The 18,860-nt window shown below is 51.6% G+C and carries 14 protein-coding genes; 9 read left to right on the top strand and 5 right to left on the bottom strand.

Annotated elements, in window-relative coordinates:
* Positions 1 to 38 precede the first annotated feature (38 nt).
* Complete coding sequence (locus K355_RS0102815; protein WP_022730596.1) at positions 39 to 1,418, bottom strand: flavin monoamine oxidase family protein; 1,380 nt, start codon at positions 1,416 to 1,418, stop codon at positions 39 to 41.
* A gap of 600 nt (positions 1,419 to 2,018) precedes the next feature.
* Between K355_RS0102815 and K355_RS0102810 the strand changes: the two genes are divergently transcribed.
* From K355_RS0102810 to K355_RS0102800, 3 genes are read left to right on the top strand one after another with little or no spacing between them, the layout of a single operon-like run.
* Positions 2,019 to 3,872: an EAL domain-containing protein gene (locus K355_RS0102810; RefSeq protein ID WP_022730595.1), complete on the top strand. Its 1,854-nt coding sequence runs from the start codon at positions 2,019 to 2,021 to the stop codon at positions 3,870 to 3,872.
* The gene (locus K355_RS0102805) at positions 3,869 to 5,593 is read left to right on the top strand and encodes a sensor domain-containing diguanylate cyclase (protein ID WP_022730594.1); all 1,725 of its coding nucleotides are present in this window, start codon (positions 3,869 to 3,871) and stop codon (positions 5,591 to 5,593) included. Before K355_RS0102810 ends, K355_RS0102805 begins: the two co-directional genes overlap by 4 nt.
* Positions 5,594 to 5,605: 12 nt before the next feature.
* The gene (locus K355_RS0102800) at positions 5,606 to 6,991 is read left to right on the top strand and encodes a DUF2336 domain-containing protein (RefSeq protein ID WP_022730593.1); all 1,386 of its coding nucleotides are present in this window, start codon (positions 5,606 to 5,608) and stop codon (positions 6,989 to 6,991) included.
* A 53-nt stretch (positions 6,992 to 7,044) separates the two neighbouring features.
* Here the strand turns inward: K355_RS0102800 and K355_RS0102795 are convergent, their stop codons facing one another.
* Complete coding sequence (locus K355_RS0102795) at positions 7,045 to 7,527, bottom strand: GNAT family N-acetyltransferase (RefSeq protein ID WP_022730592.1); 483 nt, start codon at positions 7,525 to 7,527, stop codon at positions 7,045 to 7,047.
* An 83-nt stretch (positions 7,528 to 7,610) separates the two neighbouring features.
* A complete protein-coding gene (locus K355_RS0102790) occupies positions 7,611 to 7,958 on the bottom strand; it encodes a sulfurtransferase TusA family protein (protein ID WP_309471169.1) in 348 nt (115 codons plus the stop codon).
* Between the two features lie 24 nt (positions 7,959 to 7,982).
* Here K355_RS0102790 and K355_RS0102785 point away from each other — a divergent pair, with 24 nt between their 5' ends.
* From K355_RS0102785 to K355_RS0102775, 3 genes are all read left to right on the top strand, one after another.
* Positions 7,983 to 8,906 (top strand): sulfite exporter TauE/SafE family protein, encoded by a 924-nt coding sequence (locus K355_RS0102785; RefSeq protein ID WP_028791257.1) that lies wholly within the window; start codon positions 7,983 to 7,985, stop codon positions 8,904 to 8,906.
* A complete protein-coding gene (locus K355_RS0102780; protein WP_022730589.1) occupies positions 8,906 to 9,670 on the top strand; it encodes a TIGR02186 family protein in 765 nt (254 codons plus the stop codon). Before K355_RS0102785 ends, K355_RS0102780 begins: the two co-directional genes overlap by 1 nt.
* Positions 9,671 to 9,909: 239 nt before the next feature.
* On the top strand, positions 9,910 to 10,413 hold the full coding sequence (locus K355_RS0102775) for a universal stress protein (protein WP_022730588.1): 504 nt from the start codon (positions 9,910 to 9,912) through the stop codon (positions 10,411 to 10,413).
* 68 nt (positions 10,414 to 10,481) lie between these two features.
* Here the strand turns inward: K355_RS0102775 and K355_RS0102770 are convergent, their stop codons facing one another.
* Entirely contained in the window at positions 10,482 to 12,911 is a 2,430-nt protein-coding gene (locus K355_RS0102770; RefSeq protein WP_028791255.1) for a tetratricopeptide repeat protein, read from the bottom strand.
* A 265-nt stretch (positions 12,912 to 13,176) separates the two neighbouring features.
* The gene (locus K355_RS0102765; protein WP_022730586.1) at positions 13,177 to 14,259 is read right to left on the bottom strand and encodes a saccharopine dehydrogenase family protein; all 1,083 of its coding nucleotides are present in this window, start codon (positions 14,257 to 14,259) and stop codon (positions 13,177 to 13,179) included.
* Between the two features lie 176 nt (positions 14,260 to 14,435).
* Here K355_RS0102765 and K355_RS0102760 point away from each other — a divergent pair, with 176 nt between their 5' ends.
* From K355_RS0102760 to K355_RS22945, 3 genes are all read left to right on the top strand, one after another.
* Positions 14,436 to 14,873 (top strand): Lrp/AsnC family transcriptional regulator, encoded by a 438-nt coding sequence (locus K355_RS0102760; RefSeq protein WP_022730585.1) that lies wholly within the window; start codon positions 14,436 to 14,438, stop codon positions 14,871 to 14,873.
* Between the two features lie 47 nt (positions 14,874 to 14,920).
* Entirely contained in the window at positions 14,921 to 16,780 is a 1,860-nt protein-coding gene (locus K355_RS0102755) for an adenylate/guanylate cyclase domain-containing protein (RefSeq protein WP_022730584.1), read from the top strand.
* Positions 16,781 to 16,936: 156 nt separating this feature from the next.
* Positions 16,937 to 18,829 (top strand): adenylate/guanylate cyclase domain-containing protein, encoded by a 1,893-nt coding sequence (locus K355_RS22945; protein ID WP_162142274.1) that lies wholly within the window; start codon positions 16,937 to 16,939, stop codon positions 18,827 to 18,829.
* The last annotated feature ends 31 nt before the right edge of the window (positions 18,830 to 18,860 follow it).

Below are 18,860 nucleotides of genomic sequence, written 5' to 3'. Positions count from 1 at the left end.
CTCTTTCCAGCAAAGCTACTGCGCTGCTTACACATAACTTAGGATACTTCATCAATGATGTATTCTGCCGCACGTAACCCGGTCATGTATGCACCGTGCGTTGTCCCTGCATAATCAAAGATTGTATGTTCACCAGCAAGATAGAGACGATTTGCAATCGGATCAGACAAATCATCAAAATCTGACTTACGATTGCCCGGTTGCGGAAACGTGTAGGCCCCTAAGGTAAACGGATCGGTTGACCAATGAGTGGCCAGCACCTCAATCGGGTCTGTCACGTCATCTTCCCAAATATTGCGCAAGACCTCGAGAGCATCTTCAACCATTTCTTCGTCGCTCATGCGATCCGCTTCAAGCGCATAGTCACCGACGCTAAGCCCAAGTAAAATGTTCTCATCCGAGAAAGTTCTGTAATTAAGCCAATAATTCCAACGGCCTTTAGGTTCTGTAGCTGCACCAAAGTACTGTGTTTCAATATCCCAAAAAGGTTTGTCAAACTTCAGAGCTAGTTTGGTGACACTGCCAAAACCAAGCTTTTCAATCGAAAGCTTATAATCACCGGATAATTCGGGACTGAATTTCATTTTGCCAGCTTTCAGCACGCCAAGCGGCACAGAGCAAATGCAATAGTCGGCCTCAAACGATCCCTTGTCGGTTTTGACAATCACTTTATCATCATTGTCATAGTCGATCACTGTTACATCATGGGATAGTTTGATATCAAGTCCCTGAGCGAGTGGTTTAAGCAATTCATCGTAGCCAGATGTGACAACAACATCAGCACCATCGAACGCGCTATCCCAATTGAAAAGAGGGGCTGAGAGCTTTTCTATTGCACCACCTTTGGAAAACTCTGTAAACGCGGAAAACGCCCACATGATTCCCGGATCATTCAAGTAGTCAGGGCGATAATCCTTGATCGCTTGTAGCAAGCTGCGTGGATCGTTTTCCTCGTAGTTGCTGTCGATGTAGTCAAGAACTCCCTCCCAGGAACTAACAATGCGTTCAAATTCGTCATCGTCGTATTCATATCCTTCAGGATCAAAGTACCAGGCATTTTCATCTTCTGTGACCACGTAACTTGCCCCCACGGCGTCCGCCAGTTGCTTGGTGGGATTGTCGGAGGATGGACCATGTATCCAGCCCGCACCGACCTCAAATGGCGCGCCTAAAGACCAATCGGTGAGTAACCGGCCGCCGATATGAGGTTTTGCTTCAAGAATAGTTACTCTTGCGCCATTCTTGCGCAACATATCAGCAGCACCGAGCCCGGCTATCCCTGCGCCGACAACAATTACAGAAGTATTTTCAAGCGCTCCGGCTGCTTTGAGCCCCACCCTTGTCGATAGAGCAATTGCACTGCTCCCCAACAGAACAGATTTGATAAAATGACGCCGATTGATGTTTCGATGCTGCATAATTTCCCCAATCAATCATAAAAAGTATCTGCACACGGCACTGTCAACCATCCACAAACGCCAAAGAACATAACCCAAGATTGGCACGCACTCTCGTCCAACAACAATCATTAATTTATGCAACCCTTATATTGCTCACCTGATTCGCGATCACAGGTAAGGTGCCGCAGCGAAAATTTTGCGCTGGATATAAAACCCTAATTTTCATTGTCATTAAAAACACCTGTTTTAACGACATCTATAAAAACCGACTAGGCCAGCCCCCGTCGATGACTAGGGTCTAAACTCAACTCAATGGAAAAATGGCACCAGAACGATCAAGACATTCTGAGGAAACGCCGCTGTCTGGGGCATTTCTCCGACAAAGAGGATTGAAGACACACGTAGTCGATCATTCTGACGTCTTTCGGATCTTGGGGCTTTTAAGAGCTATTGCATCGTGACCATTTCAATCGTTGAGTTGAGATCAGACCCTAGTCGTTTGATTTTTTTGACCGAATGAAATGCAAATCCTTCATAATCCCTTGCGGAATTGCTATTTAGTATGGACAGGTAATACTATGCCTACGTGAATCAGGCGTTTTTGATGATGGGTCCTCAATGACAGACAGCGTTGGCTATTCAGCGGAAACGAACGATCTGGACCTTTTGGCTGCAATGGCATTTTGCTGGGCAGACATGCTGCTGGAAGTTGATGAAAACGGATATGTGCTGTTTGTTGCCGGTGCCACCGAAAGCCTTTTGGGTTGCACCCCGGACCGTCTGATTGGCGAAGCGCTTGAAAAGCTTGTTGTGAAGTCGGAACGCCCACTGTTGCGGGCTTACCTGCACAGCGGATCTGGCCTAAAACGGCTTGAAGAGCTTGATCTTGATTTCCAACTGTTTGATGCAGATGGCACTCCGGCACAGGATATCGTACCGCTGTCACTGAGCGGTTATATGATCGCCAATCCAGCTAGCCGATATTACATTGCAGCACGCCACCGGGCCATCCGCCCGCGTGCACGTTCAGGTATTGATCGATTGATCTTGCAAAGTGCGGTTCAAGAACAAAAACGCGGATCAGACACGCTGTCGGTGGCCCGAAGCCTTGATCATATATCGTCGAAATATCACAGCGAAGCACTGGTGGTGCTTGAAAATCTGGCGGCATCACGATCACAGGCCGAAACAGCCGCAACCAACGAATTAGCCCACTTGATTGGCATGCGTGCCGTGCAATCATCGAACTTGTTTGCATCTGCGAGTAAGCGTACATCAGACCCGATCCACCCGGTTGATGAACCGATGATCGAACTTGAACGCCGGATCGTTGCCTATGCCAGCGCATTGCGTGTTGATCTTGGCGATGCCACTACGGGTGAAACGACAGATGCGTTATTGTCTCTGACCAACGGCATGGCAGAAACCGTCACCAGCACACAGAAGACCACATCATCTAACAAGGATATGTTTGGCAGCGACTATGAAAGTGCGCGGAATTTTCATCAGTTTGACACCACAGAAAACTTTGTTGGTGGCGACAATGATCGTGAAACCAACCTGACACGCGCAGTCGCCTATGCGCTTAACCGTATGCAGCACCGAAGCCAAAGCGATGTATCGGCCGAACGCCTGTCGGCCAGCTTGCCTCACCTTATTCAGGAAACATTAAAATCCGTTCGGGCTTTTCGTGAGATCGTTGAAAACGGTTCATTTGCTGTCGCCCTGCAACCGATTGTTCATTTGGGCAGTCAGGAAATGCACCATTTCGAAGCCCTGGCACGCTTCACCAATGGCAGTAGCCCACTTGCTGTTGATCAAATCATACACTTTGCCGAGGGCACGGGCCTGATTACAGAATTTGATCTAGCGATGAGCCGCAAGGTTCTCGACCATGTACGTGACACACCTGATAAAATCCCCTATCCGGTCGCGGTTAACCTTTCGGGGCATTCGCTTGAACAAGCTGATTTCTTGCCTGATTTGATCAGCCTTCTCGATCAGTATGATATTAGATCGGAACATGTTCTGTTTGAAGTAACCGAAACATCGCGCATTCGTGGGCTTAAGGACGTGAACAATGGCCTGCAGAAACTGCGCGCACGCGGTCACGAAATTTGTCTTGATGATTTTGGCGCCGGGGCGGCCAATTTTGAATATCTGAGTGCCCTTGACGTTGACATCATCAAGTTTGACGGCGGTGCAATGCGAACAGCGCTTGCCAACCCCAAAGGCCGCGCATTCCTTAAGGCAACGGCCCTTCTTTGCCGTGATCTTGGCATTCATACGATTGCAGAAATGATCCATGATCAGGCCAGTTACGAGATGGTCTGCGAGCTTGGGATTGATTATGGTCAAGGGTATTACCTTGGCCCGCCGGTAACCATTGGCAGTACTCCAACCAACAGCGACCTTGAAATGGGCTCAAGCAATACAGATCGCAGTCAAACAGTTTCAGGAGGACGATCATGAACACCCGTCATCCTGCCCCCATCGACCATAATAGTGACGACCTGACAGGTTACGACGCAGAAGTCTTTGCGCTTGATCCAAAGGTGATGGCAGATGCCGAAGCACCAGTGATTGTCATGGACGCGCATGGCGTTCCATTGTTTGCCAATAAGAATGCGGTTGGTTTTGCCAATGGTATTCGCGACGGGTTGTTTCCCGAAATTTACCAACTGATCCGCCGCGCGTTAACTACACCCGGCGGTGTGGTTGAAATGTTGACCTTTGAAGTTCAGCGCGGCACAGCCACACTTGAGTTAACAGCGCTTCCGACGACCAACAACCATGTGATGTTGCTGCCGCGCGATGTCAGCATGGACCGCAACTTGCGAGAAGCCCTGATTGATTCGCGGCAACGGTATCGCGACATTGTCGAAGTATCGTCTGCATTTGCCTGGGAAACCGACGAAAACGGCAAGTTTATCTTTGTTTCGCCGCGCGGTGCACTTGGCTATCGCGCCGAAGAAATCGTCGACCGTTTTCCACGTCATTTCATTCTTGATATCGCCGATCAGGATGCCGAGCACGTTTTCCGCACCCAGAAGGCCGTGCGCGATGTTCCGGTATGGTTGCGCCGGTCAAACGGCAATGATGCCTGTCTTGCAGTATCGTCAACACCGGTTTATTCGCGCGAAGGAAAATGGATCGGCACCCGCGGGCTTGCGCATGACATCACTGAACAACGCCGCCGCGAAAGCGAAGTGTCGATCGCGCGAAACCGTGATCGACTGATGACGTATATCGTGCGGACCATGCGTGATGAAATTGATCCGTTGATGGTTCTTAAGGGCGCGTCGGAGGCCAGCACACGCGCACTGGCCTGCGCAAATTGTGTCATTTTCAAACGCAATGATGAAACCAACGAACTGGAGATCGCAGCAGGTGATGACAACAAAGACGCAAACGAGATTTCCAGACAGGCACTAGCGAAACTCCAGCAATCGGGCGAAGTTTTCGACGCCCAGATTGACACATGGCATGTCTTTGCCCTGCCCTGCCACTATCACCAGCGTAACAATGGTGCAGTCATCTTCCTGTTTGATAGTAATCATCCGGACCCCAATGACGGCGAACGTGCGATCATGACGGAAGTTGCTGATCAAATCGGCATCGCCATCGAACAGGCAATTCAGCATGAACGCATTCTGACCTTGTCACGTACAGATGGTATGACTGGACTTCTGAACCGCCGGGCATTCTTTGATGAACTCAAACGCCGTCACAGCCGCCTGCAACGCGACCTTGAGCCAGCATCGTTGATGTATGTCGATATGGACAACTTCAAAATGGTCAACGACATCCACGGACATCAGGTTGGAGATGAAGCCATTCTGGCCTTAACCAAGGTGCTCGAAGAAAATGTCCGCCCATCAGATCTGGTTGCGCGGCTGGGTGGCGACGAGTTTGTCTTATGGCTTGAAGGTGCTGATGTGGCGGCCGCCTCAAATCGTGCCAAGACACTGATGAAAGAAAGCGCCATACTTTCGAAGTATTCCGGTGACAAGGACCATCCGCTGGGCATATCAGTGGGGATTGCCGTGCATGAAGCCGGTTCGAAAGAAGATTTGGAACTCCTTGTGCAGCGTGCTGACCAAACGATGTATCAAGTTAAAAAACTCGGCAAGGGCCGCTTTGGCATTGCATCTGCCCCCGGTACAACCAATTCGGCTAAGATCGAAGATTAGGAGGAATGCCCGATGAAGGGATTTTTGCAGCGGGTATTCACCAAGCGACGCGAAACCCCCATCACCTACGACGAAGCCAAGGAAATGGCGGCAAGTCCTGATGCCGGTGTGCGAGGAACGCTTGCCCAGCGCCATGATACGCGCCCTGAAATCCTGTATTTCCTTGCCAACGACACCGATTCTTCGGTGCGTCGGCATATTGCCGCCAACGAAGCAACCCCGGTGCAAGCTGACGTCTTTCTAACCGACGATACAGATGACAGCGTTCGTGGCAGCCTTGCCGAAAAAATCGCCCATCTTTCGGCTGGCCTGACGCCAAACGAAAGCGACAAACTCCGCCGTATGACCTATGAGGCACTTGATAAACTGGCGCGCGATCAGGCCGTCCATGTTCGTCAGGTTATTTCCCAAACACTTAAAGACATCGCCGACGCCCCGCAGCCGATCATTCAGCAGCTTGCGCGTGATGCCGAAAGTGTCGTGTGTGGTCCGGTCTTGCAATATTCGCCGGTTCTAAGCGAAGACGACCTTCTTGAAATCATCGAGGGGAGTTCTGGTCGCGGCGCGCTGAGCTTTGTCTCGCGTCGACGCAATGTCGGCGAAAAACTGGCTGATGCCATTGCTGCGAGCAGTGACAAAGATGCCATTTCGCATCTTTTGGGCAACCGTTCGGCACAAATCCGCGAAGAAACCCTTGATCAACTGATTGACCGTGCCCCTGATTATCCAGAATGGCACCAGCCATTGGTCGAGCGCCCGGAACTGCCACCAACTGCGGCGGGTAAACTTGCCCGGTTTGTTGCAGAAAACCTGATCAGCGTACTTGAACGGCGCAAGGACCTTAAGAAAGACCAACTCGAGGCCGTGCGCGAAGTCGTCCAGCGTCGAATTGCATCTGGCGAGTTCGAAAAACGCGAAGCCCCTGCCGAAGAGCCCAAGAATAAAGCCAAAAAAGGCGCGCCAGCTGAATCGGTCAAAGGCAAAGCCGATGGCAAGGATGCGGCAACGGCGGCTGCCGGAGAAGAGGAAGAAGAACCAGCCTATGACAAGGCGGTTGCCATGCACGCCAAAAAGAAGCTGACCGACAAGGAAGTCGCCAAAGCCCTTGCCGCCAATGATGTTAAATTCGCCCGTGCGGCCCTTTCCGTTCTTGCCGGTATTCCCCCGGAAGCTGTGACAAAGGTGCTCAACACGCATTCAGCCAAAGGGGTTGTTGCCCTGACATGGAAAGCCGGGCTGCCTGCCGACCTTGCCGTTAAAATTCAGGTCAAATTGGGCCACGTCCCGCCAAGTCAGACGCTTAATCCACGCAACGGCAATCAATACCCGCTTAGCGAGGATGACATGAACTGGCAGCTGGAATTCTTTACCGGGATGACAACGACCGGCTTGCGCTGATCCCTAACAATCAGCGCAATTCCGTCCCCCATATCAATGTATCAAGAAGCAGATTACGCCGGGCGTTCCATACAAATGTGAGGAATGCCGTCTTCCTCGTACACCTCGCCAAACTGAATAAAGCCAATGTCTTCGTAGAACTTCTTTAGATATAGCTGCGCATTAAGATAGATCGCCTTGCCGGAAAACTTTTGATCGCAATGGTCAATCGCATGGGTCATCAATTGGCGCCCCATCCCCTTCCCCCGCAAAACTTCACTTGCCACGACACGGCCAATCGCAGGTCGGTCGCCTTGTTCTACATGATCAGGATCAATGCCCGGTCCGACGATGCGAACGGCGGCGAGAACAGTCTCCCCATCAAGGGCAATGATGTGATCGCAAAGCGGATCAAGACCATCAATCTCGGGGAAAATGCATTCCTGTTCGATGATAAAGATTTGCTGGCGCAACTTTAGCAGGCTGTAAACCTGATGCGGGGTCATCTCGTCAAAACGACAGGAAACCCATGTCAGTTTTTGTGGGGCGTCTTGCATGGAAATCGTCTTTCTCAGGGGCGTTTAGCATTGTCAGACAGATGCACAGATGTTCAGCATTGATGGGATTGTGCGATGCCGGATCAGGGGGCGACTTTTTCAATGTGATAAATGAAAACGTCATCGGATTTCTCGGACGATCGCAACCGGTTTCCGGTCATCTCACAAAATGCTTTCATATCCGCCACTGATCCTGGATCTGTGGCCATAACCTTAAGCATACCGCCCGCAGGAACATCCCGGAGGGCTTTTTTCGCCTTGAGTACGGGCATCGGGCAAATCAAGCCCCGCGCATCCAAAATTACATCAAAATCATCACTTGAAGATGTCGACATGAAGGACCTTATAAAAAAAGCGGTTTCTGTATGATAAAGCGCCAATTGGCGATTGTTGCATTTGCACAATATGTTAGACTGAATAATAACAATCAATCAAACGCTGTTAGCCTCCCCAAGATGCAAATCTATCTCCCGATTGCCGAAATATCGGTAAATATATTCCTTATTCTGGGACTGGGCGGCGGGGTAGGCTTTTTGTCTGGCCTGTTTGGCGTCGGCGGCGGCTTCTTGATTACGCCGCTTTTGATTTTTTATGGCATCCCCCCGGCAGTATCTGTTGCCACGGCAGCAAACCAGATCGTCGCATCGTCAGTATCGGGTGTTTTCGCCCATTGGCGACGCGGTAATGTTGACCTGAAGATGGGGCTGGTTTTGTTGGTCGGCGGCATCGTCGGATCAACGGTTGGTGTCTGGGTCTTTGCCTGGTTGCGATCACTCGGGCAGATCGACCTTGTGATTTCGCTTTGCTATGTGATCTTCCTTGGCATCATTGGCGGCATGATGCTGTTTGAGGCATCACGCGCCATTTTCCGTACGCGCCGCAAAGGTGGCGGCATCCGCCGCCGTAAGAAACACCAGCACAGTTATATTCATGGCCTACCGTTCAAAATGCGGTTTTACCGTTCGGGCCTTTACATCAGTGCGCTTTTGCCCCTTGTTATTGGGTTCTTCGTCGGCATGCTGACGGCCCTGATGGGGGTTGGTGGCGGCTTTGTCATGGTCCCCGCCATGATCTATCTTCTGGGTATGCCGACCGGCGTCGTGATCGGTACGTCGCTTTTTCAAATCATCTTTGTCACTGCGAACGTCACATTCCTGCAATCGATCCAGACTCAAACGGTTGATGTCGCCCTTGCGACCTTGCTTTTGATTGGTGGGGTGATTGGCGCACAGTTTGGCGCGCGGTTCGGATCGCGCCTGAAGGCAGAACACCTTCGTGCGCTCCTTGGTTTGCTTGTGCTGTCGGTCTGTCTCAAACTGTTGTTTGATTTGGTGATCGAACCAAGCGAGCTTTATTCGATCATGCCGGGGAACCTGTGATGCCATTTTCCCCGCACATGTTTCGCATCGCATTCATGGCTGCTGTTACCGTCATCGCAGCGACCTTGCCGCTTAAGAACAGCCGTGCCGATGCGCTGGTGGTGGATTTGTCAAACCACCTTGTTGCCATCACAACCGGCTTTACCGGCACCGATGTTTTGCTGTTTGGTGCGGTTCAGAACGAAGGCGACATTATCGTCACTGTGCGCGGCCCGGATCAGGATATGGTCGTGCGGCGCAAGGAACGCACTGTCGGAATATGGGTGAACCGCGAAAGTGCCACCTTCAAAAACGTTCCGACATACTACGCCAGCGCATCAAACCGACCGATGGACATTATTGCCAACGACAATGTGCTCAGAGATTATCGTATTGGCTTGGAACATCAGCGTTTTATCGCAGCCACCGACATCACGGAAGTCGACCAGAAGGCCTATCGTGACGCGCTGGTGCGCAACATGCAAAACATTGGCTTGTTTAACCAGCGCCCGGCAAAAATCAGTTTTTTGTCAAACCAGTTGTTTAGGACCGATATCCATTTTCCGGCCAACACACCGACCGGCACCTACATGATCAATGTCTATTTGATCCGCGATGGACGCATTGCCAGTGTCAAAACAACCCCGCTGGTGGTTTCTAAAACCGGGGTCAGCGCAGAAGTCTATGACTTTGCCCACCGTTACTCGGCACTTTACGGCATCATTGCCGTGATCATTGCCGTGATTTCTGGCTGGGTCGCAAGCGTCGTCTTCCGCAAGGGATAATTTTCCAAACCGTCGCCTGACAAGGCTAACGTCCCTTATTGCCTGCTTTCAAAACAGTTGACTGTGCGTACGCAGCAATTATCTCGCACTTGCGCAATAGATAATTCTTTGCCCGAAGAGCTAAAAAACAGCTTGGAAACAGGCCTCGAATTACGGCACACTTTATGGAACAGGCCAATGTCGCTGTCCCACACTCAGTGCCATGATTGCCGATCAGGTAAACTAATCAGGGCTTACATATGACTTCACACGATGCCGATGCGGAACTGCGCACATCAACAAACCGAACGTTTCTTGTTGTGGTCGATGACAGTGACGAGATGACTAAGGCACTTCGTTATGCCTGCCGCCGTGCGCAACATACGGGTGGTCGCGTTGCGTTATTGAGCGTTATTGAACCTGCAGAATTTCAGCACTGGGTCGCTGTTGGCGACCTGATGAAGGAAGAAGCCCGCGAGGAGGCAGAAGCCCGCGTCAATGAACTGGCCGCCTATGTCCATGAACAAACCGGCGCCATGCCGCTTCTGTTTATCCGCGAAGGCCGCCTGAAGGACGAATTGCTGACGTTGCTTGAAGAAGAAGAACAAATTTCCATTCTTGTTCTCGCCGCTGGCACCAATTCCGAGGGCCCCGGCCCGCTTATCACTGACCTGACCAAAAGCGACACGGTTGGCCAGTTGCGTTTGCCATTAACCATCGTCCCCGCCGCCCTGTCAGAAGCAGACATCGATGCGTTAAGCTGACGCAAGCTTTTGCTGAAAACCTTGATGGAACATCAAATCAACCGGCCGCCTATCCTCCTACATCGGGATTAGGCATAGGCCGGTTGAATGGTTTTCTCAAGAAACTGCATGTAAGCATCAAAGGATGATTTTTGCCCAAACAGGATGTGGGATCGACTGCGGATTGCTTGTGAGACGACCGAACGGCGGCGTTTATCGGTCGCCAGCGTGAGTGCTGTATCAACGTAATCGGCAGAATGATACGCCACACAATCAAACACTGAAATCTGACGATAACAGGTATGGCTGCGCCGTGACCGTGCCGCACTACCGGGCAAGGTCACCAACGGCACACCAAGCCCAAGGCAATCAAACGCCAGCATTGCATCGTTCCATGCCGGGCTTTCAAGCACCACATCGACCGCACACAAAAGTGACAGCATATCGGACCGATTGCGCACCGAAACAAACCGCATGCGTCCGGCAACATCAGCATAATTGACAGCAAACCGCCGTCCCCATGCCGCGTCCCAACTATCACGTTCCGGTGCGATTAAAATAAGTTCAGCCGTTTCATCAAGTCGCAGGATTTCGGCAATCAGCGGATCAAATTCGGCGGTCAAAACATCCAATGGCTGCGGACACAAATAGGTATTTCTATCTTGCGCCAGACGCCAGTGTCGTTGCAGATCAGTCGTTGTCAGACCAAGGTCATCTGGCCGTGTGGCATTGACAAACAATCCGGGTAACCGGATCAATTTTTCGCTAAACCGTTTTTCACCGCCTGCGGTTTCCCAGTCTTCGGCAATCAAGTGATAATCGATATTTGAAAGACCACTGGTTGCGGCAATACCGCCACCGGAAATCTGCATCGGGGCCAAACGCCAGCTTGCCAGCAGCATTGTGTAGGCATCAGCCTGCGGATCGACATAATGCAAGACATCAAGATCAAGCCCGGCAATAACGCGCGCGGAATGCAATGGATCAAGTGGCAATGGCACGACAAGATCGGCATGTTCGTCAATACGCACAGTAATATCGTCTTCGCCAGTTGGCGGGCGGATGACAGTGACATCGAACCGATCCCGGTCAATCGCATCCACAAGCCCGACAATCCATCGCCCAATACCATTTTCGCACATATTGGCGGAAACGACCCCGATGCGGATTTTACCGCCGTTATGGACCTTGTCCTTGCTGACTTCGGGCACGTCGTATCCCGACACCAGCTGCTCCCAGTAATGACCAACCGCGCGCAGTTGCTTGTCCCCCTCAGGACGAAGGGCGGCACGCCAAACTGGCGGAAAACGTGTCAGAATAGTCGGATCAATACGGTCTGCACCGACATACTCCAGCCCCGGTTCAAGCGAGTCTTCATCCATCGTGTCATCAAGCAACTCACGAACGACTTCGTCATTCTGTGCCGCAATGTTGGTCGGCACGGGGGCAAACAGCAACCGGCGGGCCGTTCTAAACAGGGCGGCGTTTTCGCCTGCTGCGATCTTGCGATCAATGCCGTTTTGCAGGACCGATTGCGCCGATGCAGTATCGCCTTCTTCGGCCAGTTCGACCGCAAGGCGGAATACCGCGTCATCGCCGCCCCCAACACCGATTGCCGCGCCAAACCGTTCAACGGCTTCACTATGACGTCCCACAATGCTGAGCGCCTCGCCCATCATCAGCAAAAGTTGAGGATCTTCGGGGTTGGCCGTTAAAAGTGGCTCAAGCGCCCCAATGGCTTCTGTTCCCTGCCCGACCCGCAAATTGAGCAATGCCAAAGTTCGACGTGCGGGCGCATCGGTGGGATCAAGCGCAAGAACCTGACGCAAACAATGCTGCGCCCCGGCAAACTGTCCCAAACGGAAAAGAGCATCACCATAGGCCGTTAAGGCGCGTTGATGACCGGGTTCAAGATCAAGCGCGCGGCGTAACGGCTCGCTCGCTGAAACCGTTCGTCCCTGATCTAGCCTGATTTGGCCAATCAGAACGAGTGCATTGACGATATCATCACGCATTTTAAGCGCGGTCAAACAAGACGTTTCAGCCCCACCAACATCGCCCAACGCATAAAGGCAGGCAGCATAATTAGCATGAATTTCGGCAACTTCCGGGGCCAGTTCCAACGCATATTGGTAGTTTTCCCGGGCTGCGTCGAGTTCATCAAGTTGGCGATATGTATTGGCGATATTGCAATAAAGTGCAGGTGCATCCGGACACAGTCGGATAGCCCGTTTAAATGCACCAATTGCATCACGCAATTTACCGACGGATTTTAAGGCTTGTGCGTGATCATGCTGGATTTCGGCACTGTTGGCGTCGGCAATGGCAGCACGTCCCATGCGTTCGGCAGCAACGGCCTGATTTCCCTGACGCATGGCGACAAGACCGGCAAGATGCATTGCTTCTGCTGCCTGTGGAAATGCGCGTGTCATCTTGCGACAGGCTTGTTCAGCCTCCGCAAGCTGGCCTGATTCATACAGATCCATCGCAGACCGGAATATGTTGTCGAAATCAGACAAGGGATGCCTTCGCCGTTAGAGTATCAATTTATCCCGTCACCATACGGGCCAAGCGTTAACAAACCACGTCTTTGCCATAAATTCTTGCCCGTGGCCATGCCCAAGGGTTGCATTACGGCAGCACCATCCTGCGCCACGGTGAATTTCACCTTTCAATCTCTCAGAAATTCGCAGTAAGCCCCGAAGAAACCAGAAAAAATCCCCCGAACGCCTATTCGGGGGATTTGACGGCGATGGCATAAAGCAATGCCTGAAATTTTAGGGCCTATCCGTCATGACTGAAATATCGACCGAACCGGTTGGCGAGAAAATCATCAAGACCAACTTCTTCCTGTCGGACATAGCCTGCCCCGGGAAGCTGTTCGGTCAAAACCATATCGATCAGCGCGCACAACCCAGCAGAGGTCGTAATCTGGATCGCCGACCACTTTTGACCACCAATTTCAGTACCATGCACTTTGCGGATGAAGTTTTCTTCGCACAGGTCCCCATTTCTCATACCAACCGCATCGGCAAAGATGACAATCACATCCTGCTGCGTAATCGGAAGGGCGTTTTCAAAAATTTCCTTCATCATATCGGGGCGTTCGCCCAAACGTAGATCGTCTATCAGGATTTTCAGGATTTCCTGATGCCCCGGATAACGCACCGTTTTGTAATCAAGATTGGCAACCTTGCCTTCAAGCATGTCGCACAATGCCCCAACCCCACCCGACGTATTGAAGGCTTCGTATTCGGTGCCATCAATTGTGAAGCGTTCATATCCTTCAAGCGGCAGTACCTCGACGCGTTTGCCATTGAGGATGGCCTCACACGGGTTCAGGTACTCGTTAATCAGTCCGTCAGTTGACCATGTCAGGTTATATTTCAAACGGTTGGTCGGATTTTGCGGTAACGCCCCAACCCGAAGACGCAATTTCTGCACGCTATCAAACCGCTTAAACAGGTCATGGGCAGCAATTGAAATAAACCCCGGTGCAAGGCCACATTGCGGCACAAACGCGCTGCTTGCCCCCTCGGCGATTTCACGGATGGCACGGGTGGTTTCAACATCCTCGGTCACATCAAAATAGGATGCCCCGACTGCGCGCGCCACACGGGCAATCGCAACATTCAGATAGAACGGACAGGTCGACAAGATGGCATCATGCCCACGGGCAACCTCGGTCAGGGCGGCTTCATCTGTAACATCAACCTTTACAAGCGTTGCTGCATTATACTGCGCGCAGAATTCCAGCATATCGCCATTGGCATCGGCCAGTGTCACCGCATAATCGCCACTTTCATTGAGCATGACGGCGGCAATACGCCCGATTTTACCAGCCCCAAGGATTAAAATCTTTTTCATTTTCGTTCACTCCCAGATCAACAGACAATAAACAAACAGCCATATTTCCGATGCCGTGCCTGTCCTGATAACGTTTTGTTTATGACCCTTTTATCGTCCGCCGCTGGACTGACGCTTACAACCCGGCGATACTGTTAAAATCATTGAATAGACCGTCATTTTTATGGGCATCCCCGATGAAACGCCGACTTGATGAAACCGACCGCCGCCTGATTGCCCGATTGCAGGAAAATGCGCGTATTCCGATTGCCGCTCTTGCGCGTGACGTAGGCCTGTCGCGTAGTGCGGTTCAGGAACGTCTTGAACGGCTTGAAAAATCACAGACAATTATGGGCTATACCGTTCAACTTGGTGATCAGGCACGGCCGGTTCTTCTGGCGGAAGTCATGATCCAGCTTGAACAAAAGCAATCTGCGGGTGTTGTTGGCGCGTTACAGAGAATCCCCCACTGCATTCGCTGTCTTGCGATTGCCGGGGAGTTCGATCTGATCGCAGAAATTGCGGCAGATACATCCGAGGAACTCGATACTGTACTTGACCGGATTGGTGGGCTTGCCGGAATAAAACGCACGTCGAGTTCGATCATCCTTTCAACTAAATTCGATCGCCGCTAAACTGCCTCTCAAGGTTGGGGAACCTTCTTTTCAGGAAGAAACACCGAGTGACGTCAAAACGTAGATATTCCGTCCTTTCTGTCCTTCTTGCCGGTTTTTCCGCCACCAGCATTCTGGGCGTCGGCTTGGCCCTTTATGTCGGGCTTGGAGCGGCCTATGAGAACACCCGCAACCTTTGGGTGATGCTTGCAGATGTCGATCTGACATCAGTTCAACGCACCATGCAGGAACGCATGGATGAGGTTGACAAAAGATCAAATTGGGTCGCCGAGCAAGTTGCCGACGGTGCGCTTGACCCCAGCTTCCAATACGGCTGGAACAATGCAATGCGCGCGCTTGCTGCGGCAAATATGGATGTCATGGCCTATGGCCTTATCACCGGTGAACGGCAGTTTATCGGTTACAACCCCGATGATATGAGCGTCATCCACCGCACCCTTCCAATGGACGATATGCTGTTTTCCGAATTGGCCCAGATACGCGGACCCGCGACCAGTAGAACTGGCTTTCCCCGCTGGGACCCATATTTCGACAAAACCGTGTTAACCAGCTGGGTCCCGTTATTTAATGACGGGCAGTACCTTGGAACCTTCATACAATATCTATCACTATCGAACCTGTCCGATAGCCTGATTAGAGGGCGCGAAGATTTACCCGGAACACCTTTTATCCTGATTGGCGGCAATCGGGTGATGGCACATCCGGGTTTGCGTGACTGGGGCACAGACACCGCATCCAAGCTCATCAATGACGCGAACATTGCGCGCAGCCCGATCCCCCTTCCAACCATAAATGACATCAGTGATCCGGTTCTGGCCAATATCGGTAAATCCGAAAGGATCAAAACCGAACGCGATGACGACGGGGAAAAAGGAAAAGGCATTCAGCTTTCCGGTCTTGAGCTTGACGGAAAGTACAACTTGATCGTTACACGACAGGTCGATAACGCTGCCATTTCACCCATCATCATTGGCATGCATTTCGACGAGGAACTGTTTAACGATGAATGGGAACGGCTCGTGCTGGCATCCATTCTGGGGGGCGGTGTTCTGGTGCTTGCCATCCTCGTCGCGATAGTGATGTCACGCCAGTTCACAAAACCCATCCGAAAGTTCGCAGCCGCGGCACGTGCGTTCGAAGACGAAGCAATCGCGTCTGCCGATGTCCCTCAGCTTGAAGGTAGCCGAATTCGCGAATATGACGATGCCGCCCGATCCTTCAATCACATGATGATTGCGGTTCATGACCGCGAACGTATCACCAGTCTGTTTGGTAAGTTCGTCCCGCAATCCATTGCCAAAAAACTTCTGGCATCGGGGACCGATTCCGGGGCACTGCCACCACAACAAACAGAAGCAACGGTCCTGTTTATCGACATCGCCGGATTTACATCGATGTGCGAGACGCTCGACCCAAATCAGATCATTTCGATGCTCAACGCCTATTTTGATTGTGCGACAAGCATCATCGAATCGCATGGCGGCATCATCACCCAGTTTCAGGGCGATGCTATCCTTGCGGTTTATAATGTGTTTGATGACCTGGAAAATCACGCTGATGCCGCCCTCGACAGCGCAATTGCCCTACAAAAAGAAGTCCATAGCAGAACATTCGAAGGATTGTCGATCCGTTGCCGATGTGGGGTGAATACCGGTAATATGGTGGCCGGGAACGTCGGTGCGAAGGCACGGCTGTCGTTTACGGTTCACGGCGATGCGGTCAACACGGCGTCGCGTCTGGAACAAGAGAACAAGGTGCTTCATACCGATGTTTTGATATCAGAAAGTACGCGTATCCTGCTTTCCAACCCAGACAGAGTGATCAAGGCAGGTGAAGTTCTGCTGCGGGGGCGCCATAGCATGACCGAGCTTTATACAGTGCCTTCGGACTTGCTCGGCCTATCATAAAGTCAAAACACACTGAACAGTGCATACCTACCCAGAGTTCACTGCCCTCTTTCCATGCTCATCAAAAGTACATAAGCTGATGAATTGAATGGTAAGATAAGCATGTTCAAAATGGACAGGCATCATCGCATTTCCATTAAACTTGGGGGAAACAGTTTGGCAAAACGTCACGGACGCTTTTCCATTTTTGGCGTTTTGCTGGGGGGCTTGTTGCTTTGCAGTGTGGTTGGTGTTGGGCTGTCGCTTTATGTTGGTCTACAGACCGCGGTTGAAAATACCCGCGATCTTTGGATCAGCATGACCAGTGCTGACCTTGCCGAGGCGGAACGCACTGTCGAAAAACGCCTGATCCGACTTGCCGATCGCAATAACTGGGTCGCAACACAAATTGCCGAGGGTCTTGTCAATCCTCGCAATCCGTCGTTCTGGACCGATAATATCCCGTCATTGATTGCCGGTGAAACCGATATCGCCGCCATCGGAATGACAACACCGGATGGTGAATTTCTTGGCTACGATCCAAAGACGCATAAGTTTTTAAGAACCAAGGCCGATCTGTTTGACGGACAGATTGCAGAACTTTTCCCCGAGACCGGTCCAGCCAAGAGCCAAACGCTTTTCCCTTACTGGCAAAGCGCACTTCGTCAGGTCGTGATTGGTGAAGCCATCCCTCTTTTTCAGAACGGCGAATATCTTGGTGTCCTGATCCAGTATCTGACCCTGCCCGGTTTGTCGCGTGACCTTCCAATGCAGGAGCAAGGCGATGGACGCACAGCCTTCATCATGGTTGAAAATCACATCATCGCCCATCCCAGCCTTTCAAACTGGCAACGGGTCAACATGCGCGCCGAGGATTCAGCCTTTGTCCCCGAAACACTCGAAGAAGCGACAAGCGTCCTTCCGCAACTTGATCAAATAGGCGACCCAATCCTTTCCCAGCGTGCCCGATGGAAACCGCTTGACCTTGGTGACAGCCTTAAACTCGCTTTGGATCAACGCCTTGATGTATCGCAGGTCATCATCAATTCGACTTACAACATTATCGTCACCCGCGAAGCATCACAGTCGTCTGCGACGCCGATCACCTTTGGAATGCATTTTGCGCCATCTGTCTTCGCAGCAGAAGGTCGTCGTCTTGATATTTTGGTGTGGATCGGTGTTGTTCTCTTGATTGGCGCCCTAATCGGCGCGGCTGTGATTGCCCACTATTTTTCGCGCCCTCTTAAACGGTTTTCCGCCGCTACCCGCCAGCTTGAAGAAGGTAATCTAACATCTCTGCCCCACCTTCCAGAAAGCTACATCACAGAATTTAACGATGCTGCGACGTCCTTTAACCAAATGGTCGTCACACTAAATGACCGCGAACGGATCGGACGCCTGTTTGGCAAGTTCGTGCCCCCGGCAATTGCCGAGCAACTTTTAGCATCACAAAGCGATGCTGGAACAATCCCACCACATAAATGCGTTGCGACAACGCTCTTTGTTGATTTGCAGGGCTTCACCAGCATGAGTGAGAAAGCAGACCCGCAGCATATTGTTGATATTCTGAATGCCTACTTCACGGATGCTACGGCAGTGATCGAAGCCAACCAAGGGATTATCACCCAATATCAGGGCGACGCGATCCTTGCTGTGTTTAACGCGGTTGGCGAACTGCCCAACCATGCTGATGCCGCTGTTGAAACGGCCATTTCCCTGCAAAAGCTGGTTCATGCCAAGCAGTTTAAGGAAACAACATTACGGTGCCGCTGCGGGGTCAATACCGGTGAACTGGTTGCCGCCAGTATTGGTGCACCTGGCAGGCTTTCCTTCACGGTGAACGGAGACACCGTAAACAGTGCGGCCCGCCTTGAAGCGATGAACAAGGAACTGGGAACGAAAATACTGATCGGCGAGAGTACATATCGCAGGCTCAGCGATCCGTCACAGGCCATACCGGCCAAGGAAGTCCTTCTGCGTGGCCGCAGCGAAACAACAGCCGTCTATAAAGTTTTGATTGACGGCATCGATGACGCGGCGAAAGACAGTACATCCCCCGAAAGCAGATAAAACAAAACGCCGCATTGGAAAACCAATGCGG

It is taken from the genome of Thalassospira lucentensis MCCC 1A00383 = DSM 14000 (assembly GCF_000421265.1).
Taxonomy (GTDB): Bacteria; Pseudomonadota; Alphaproteobacteria; order Rhodospirillales; family Thalassospiraceae; genus Thalassospira; species Thalassospira lucentensis.
Note: the sequence above shows the minus strand (reverse complement) of the source record. Positions and strands in the feature narration are given on the sequence as shown.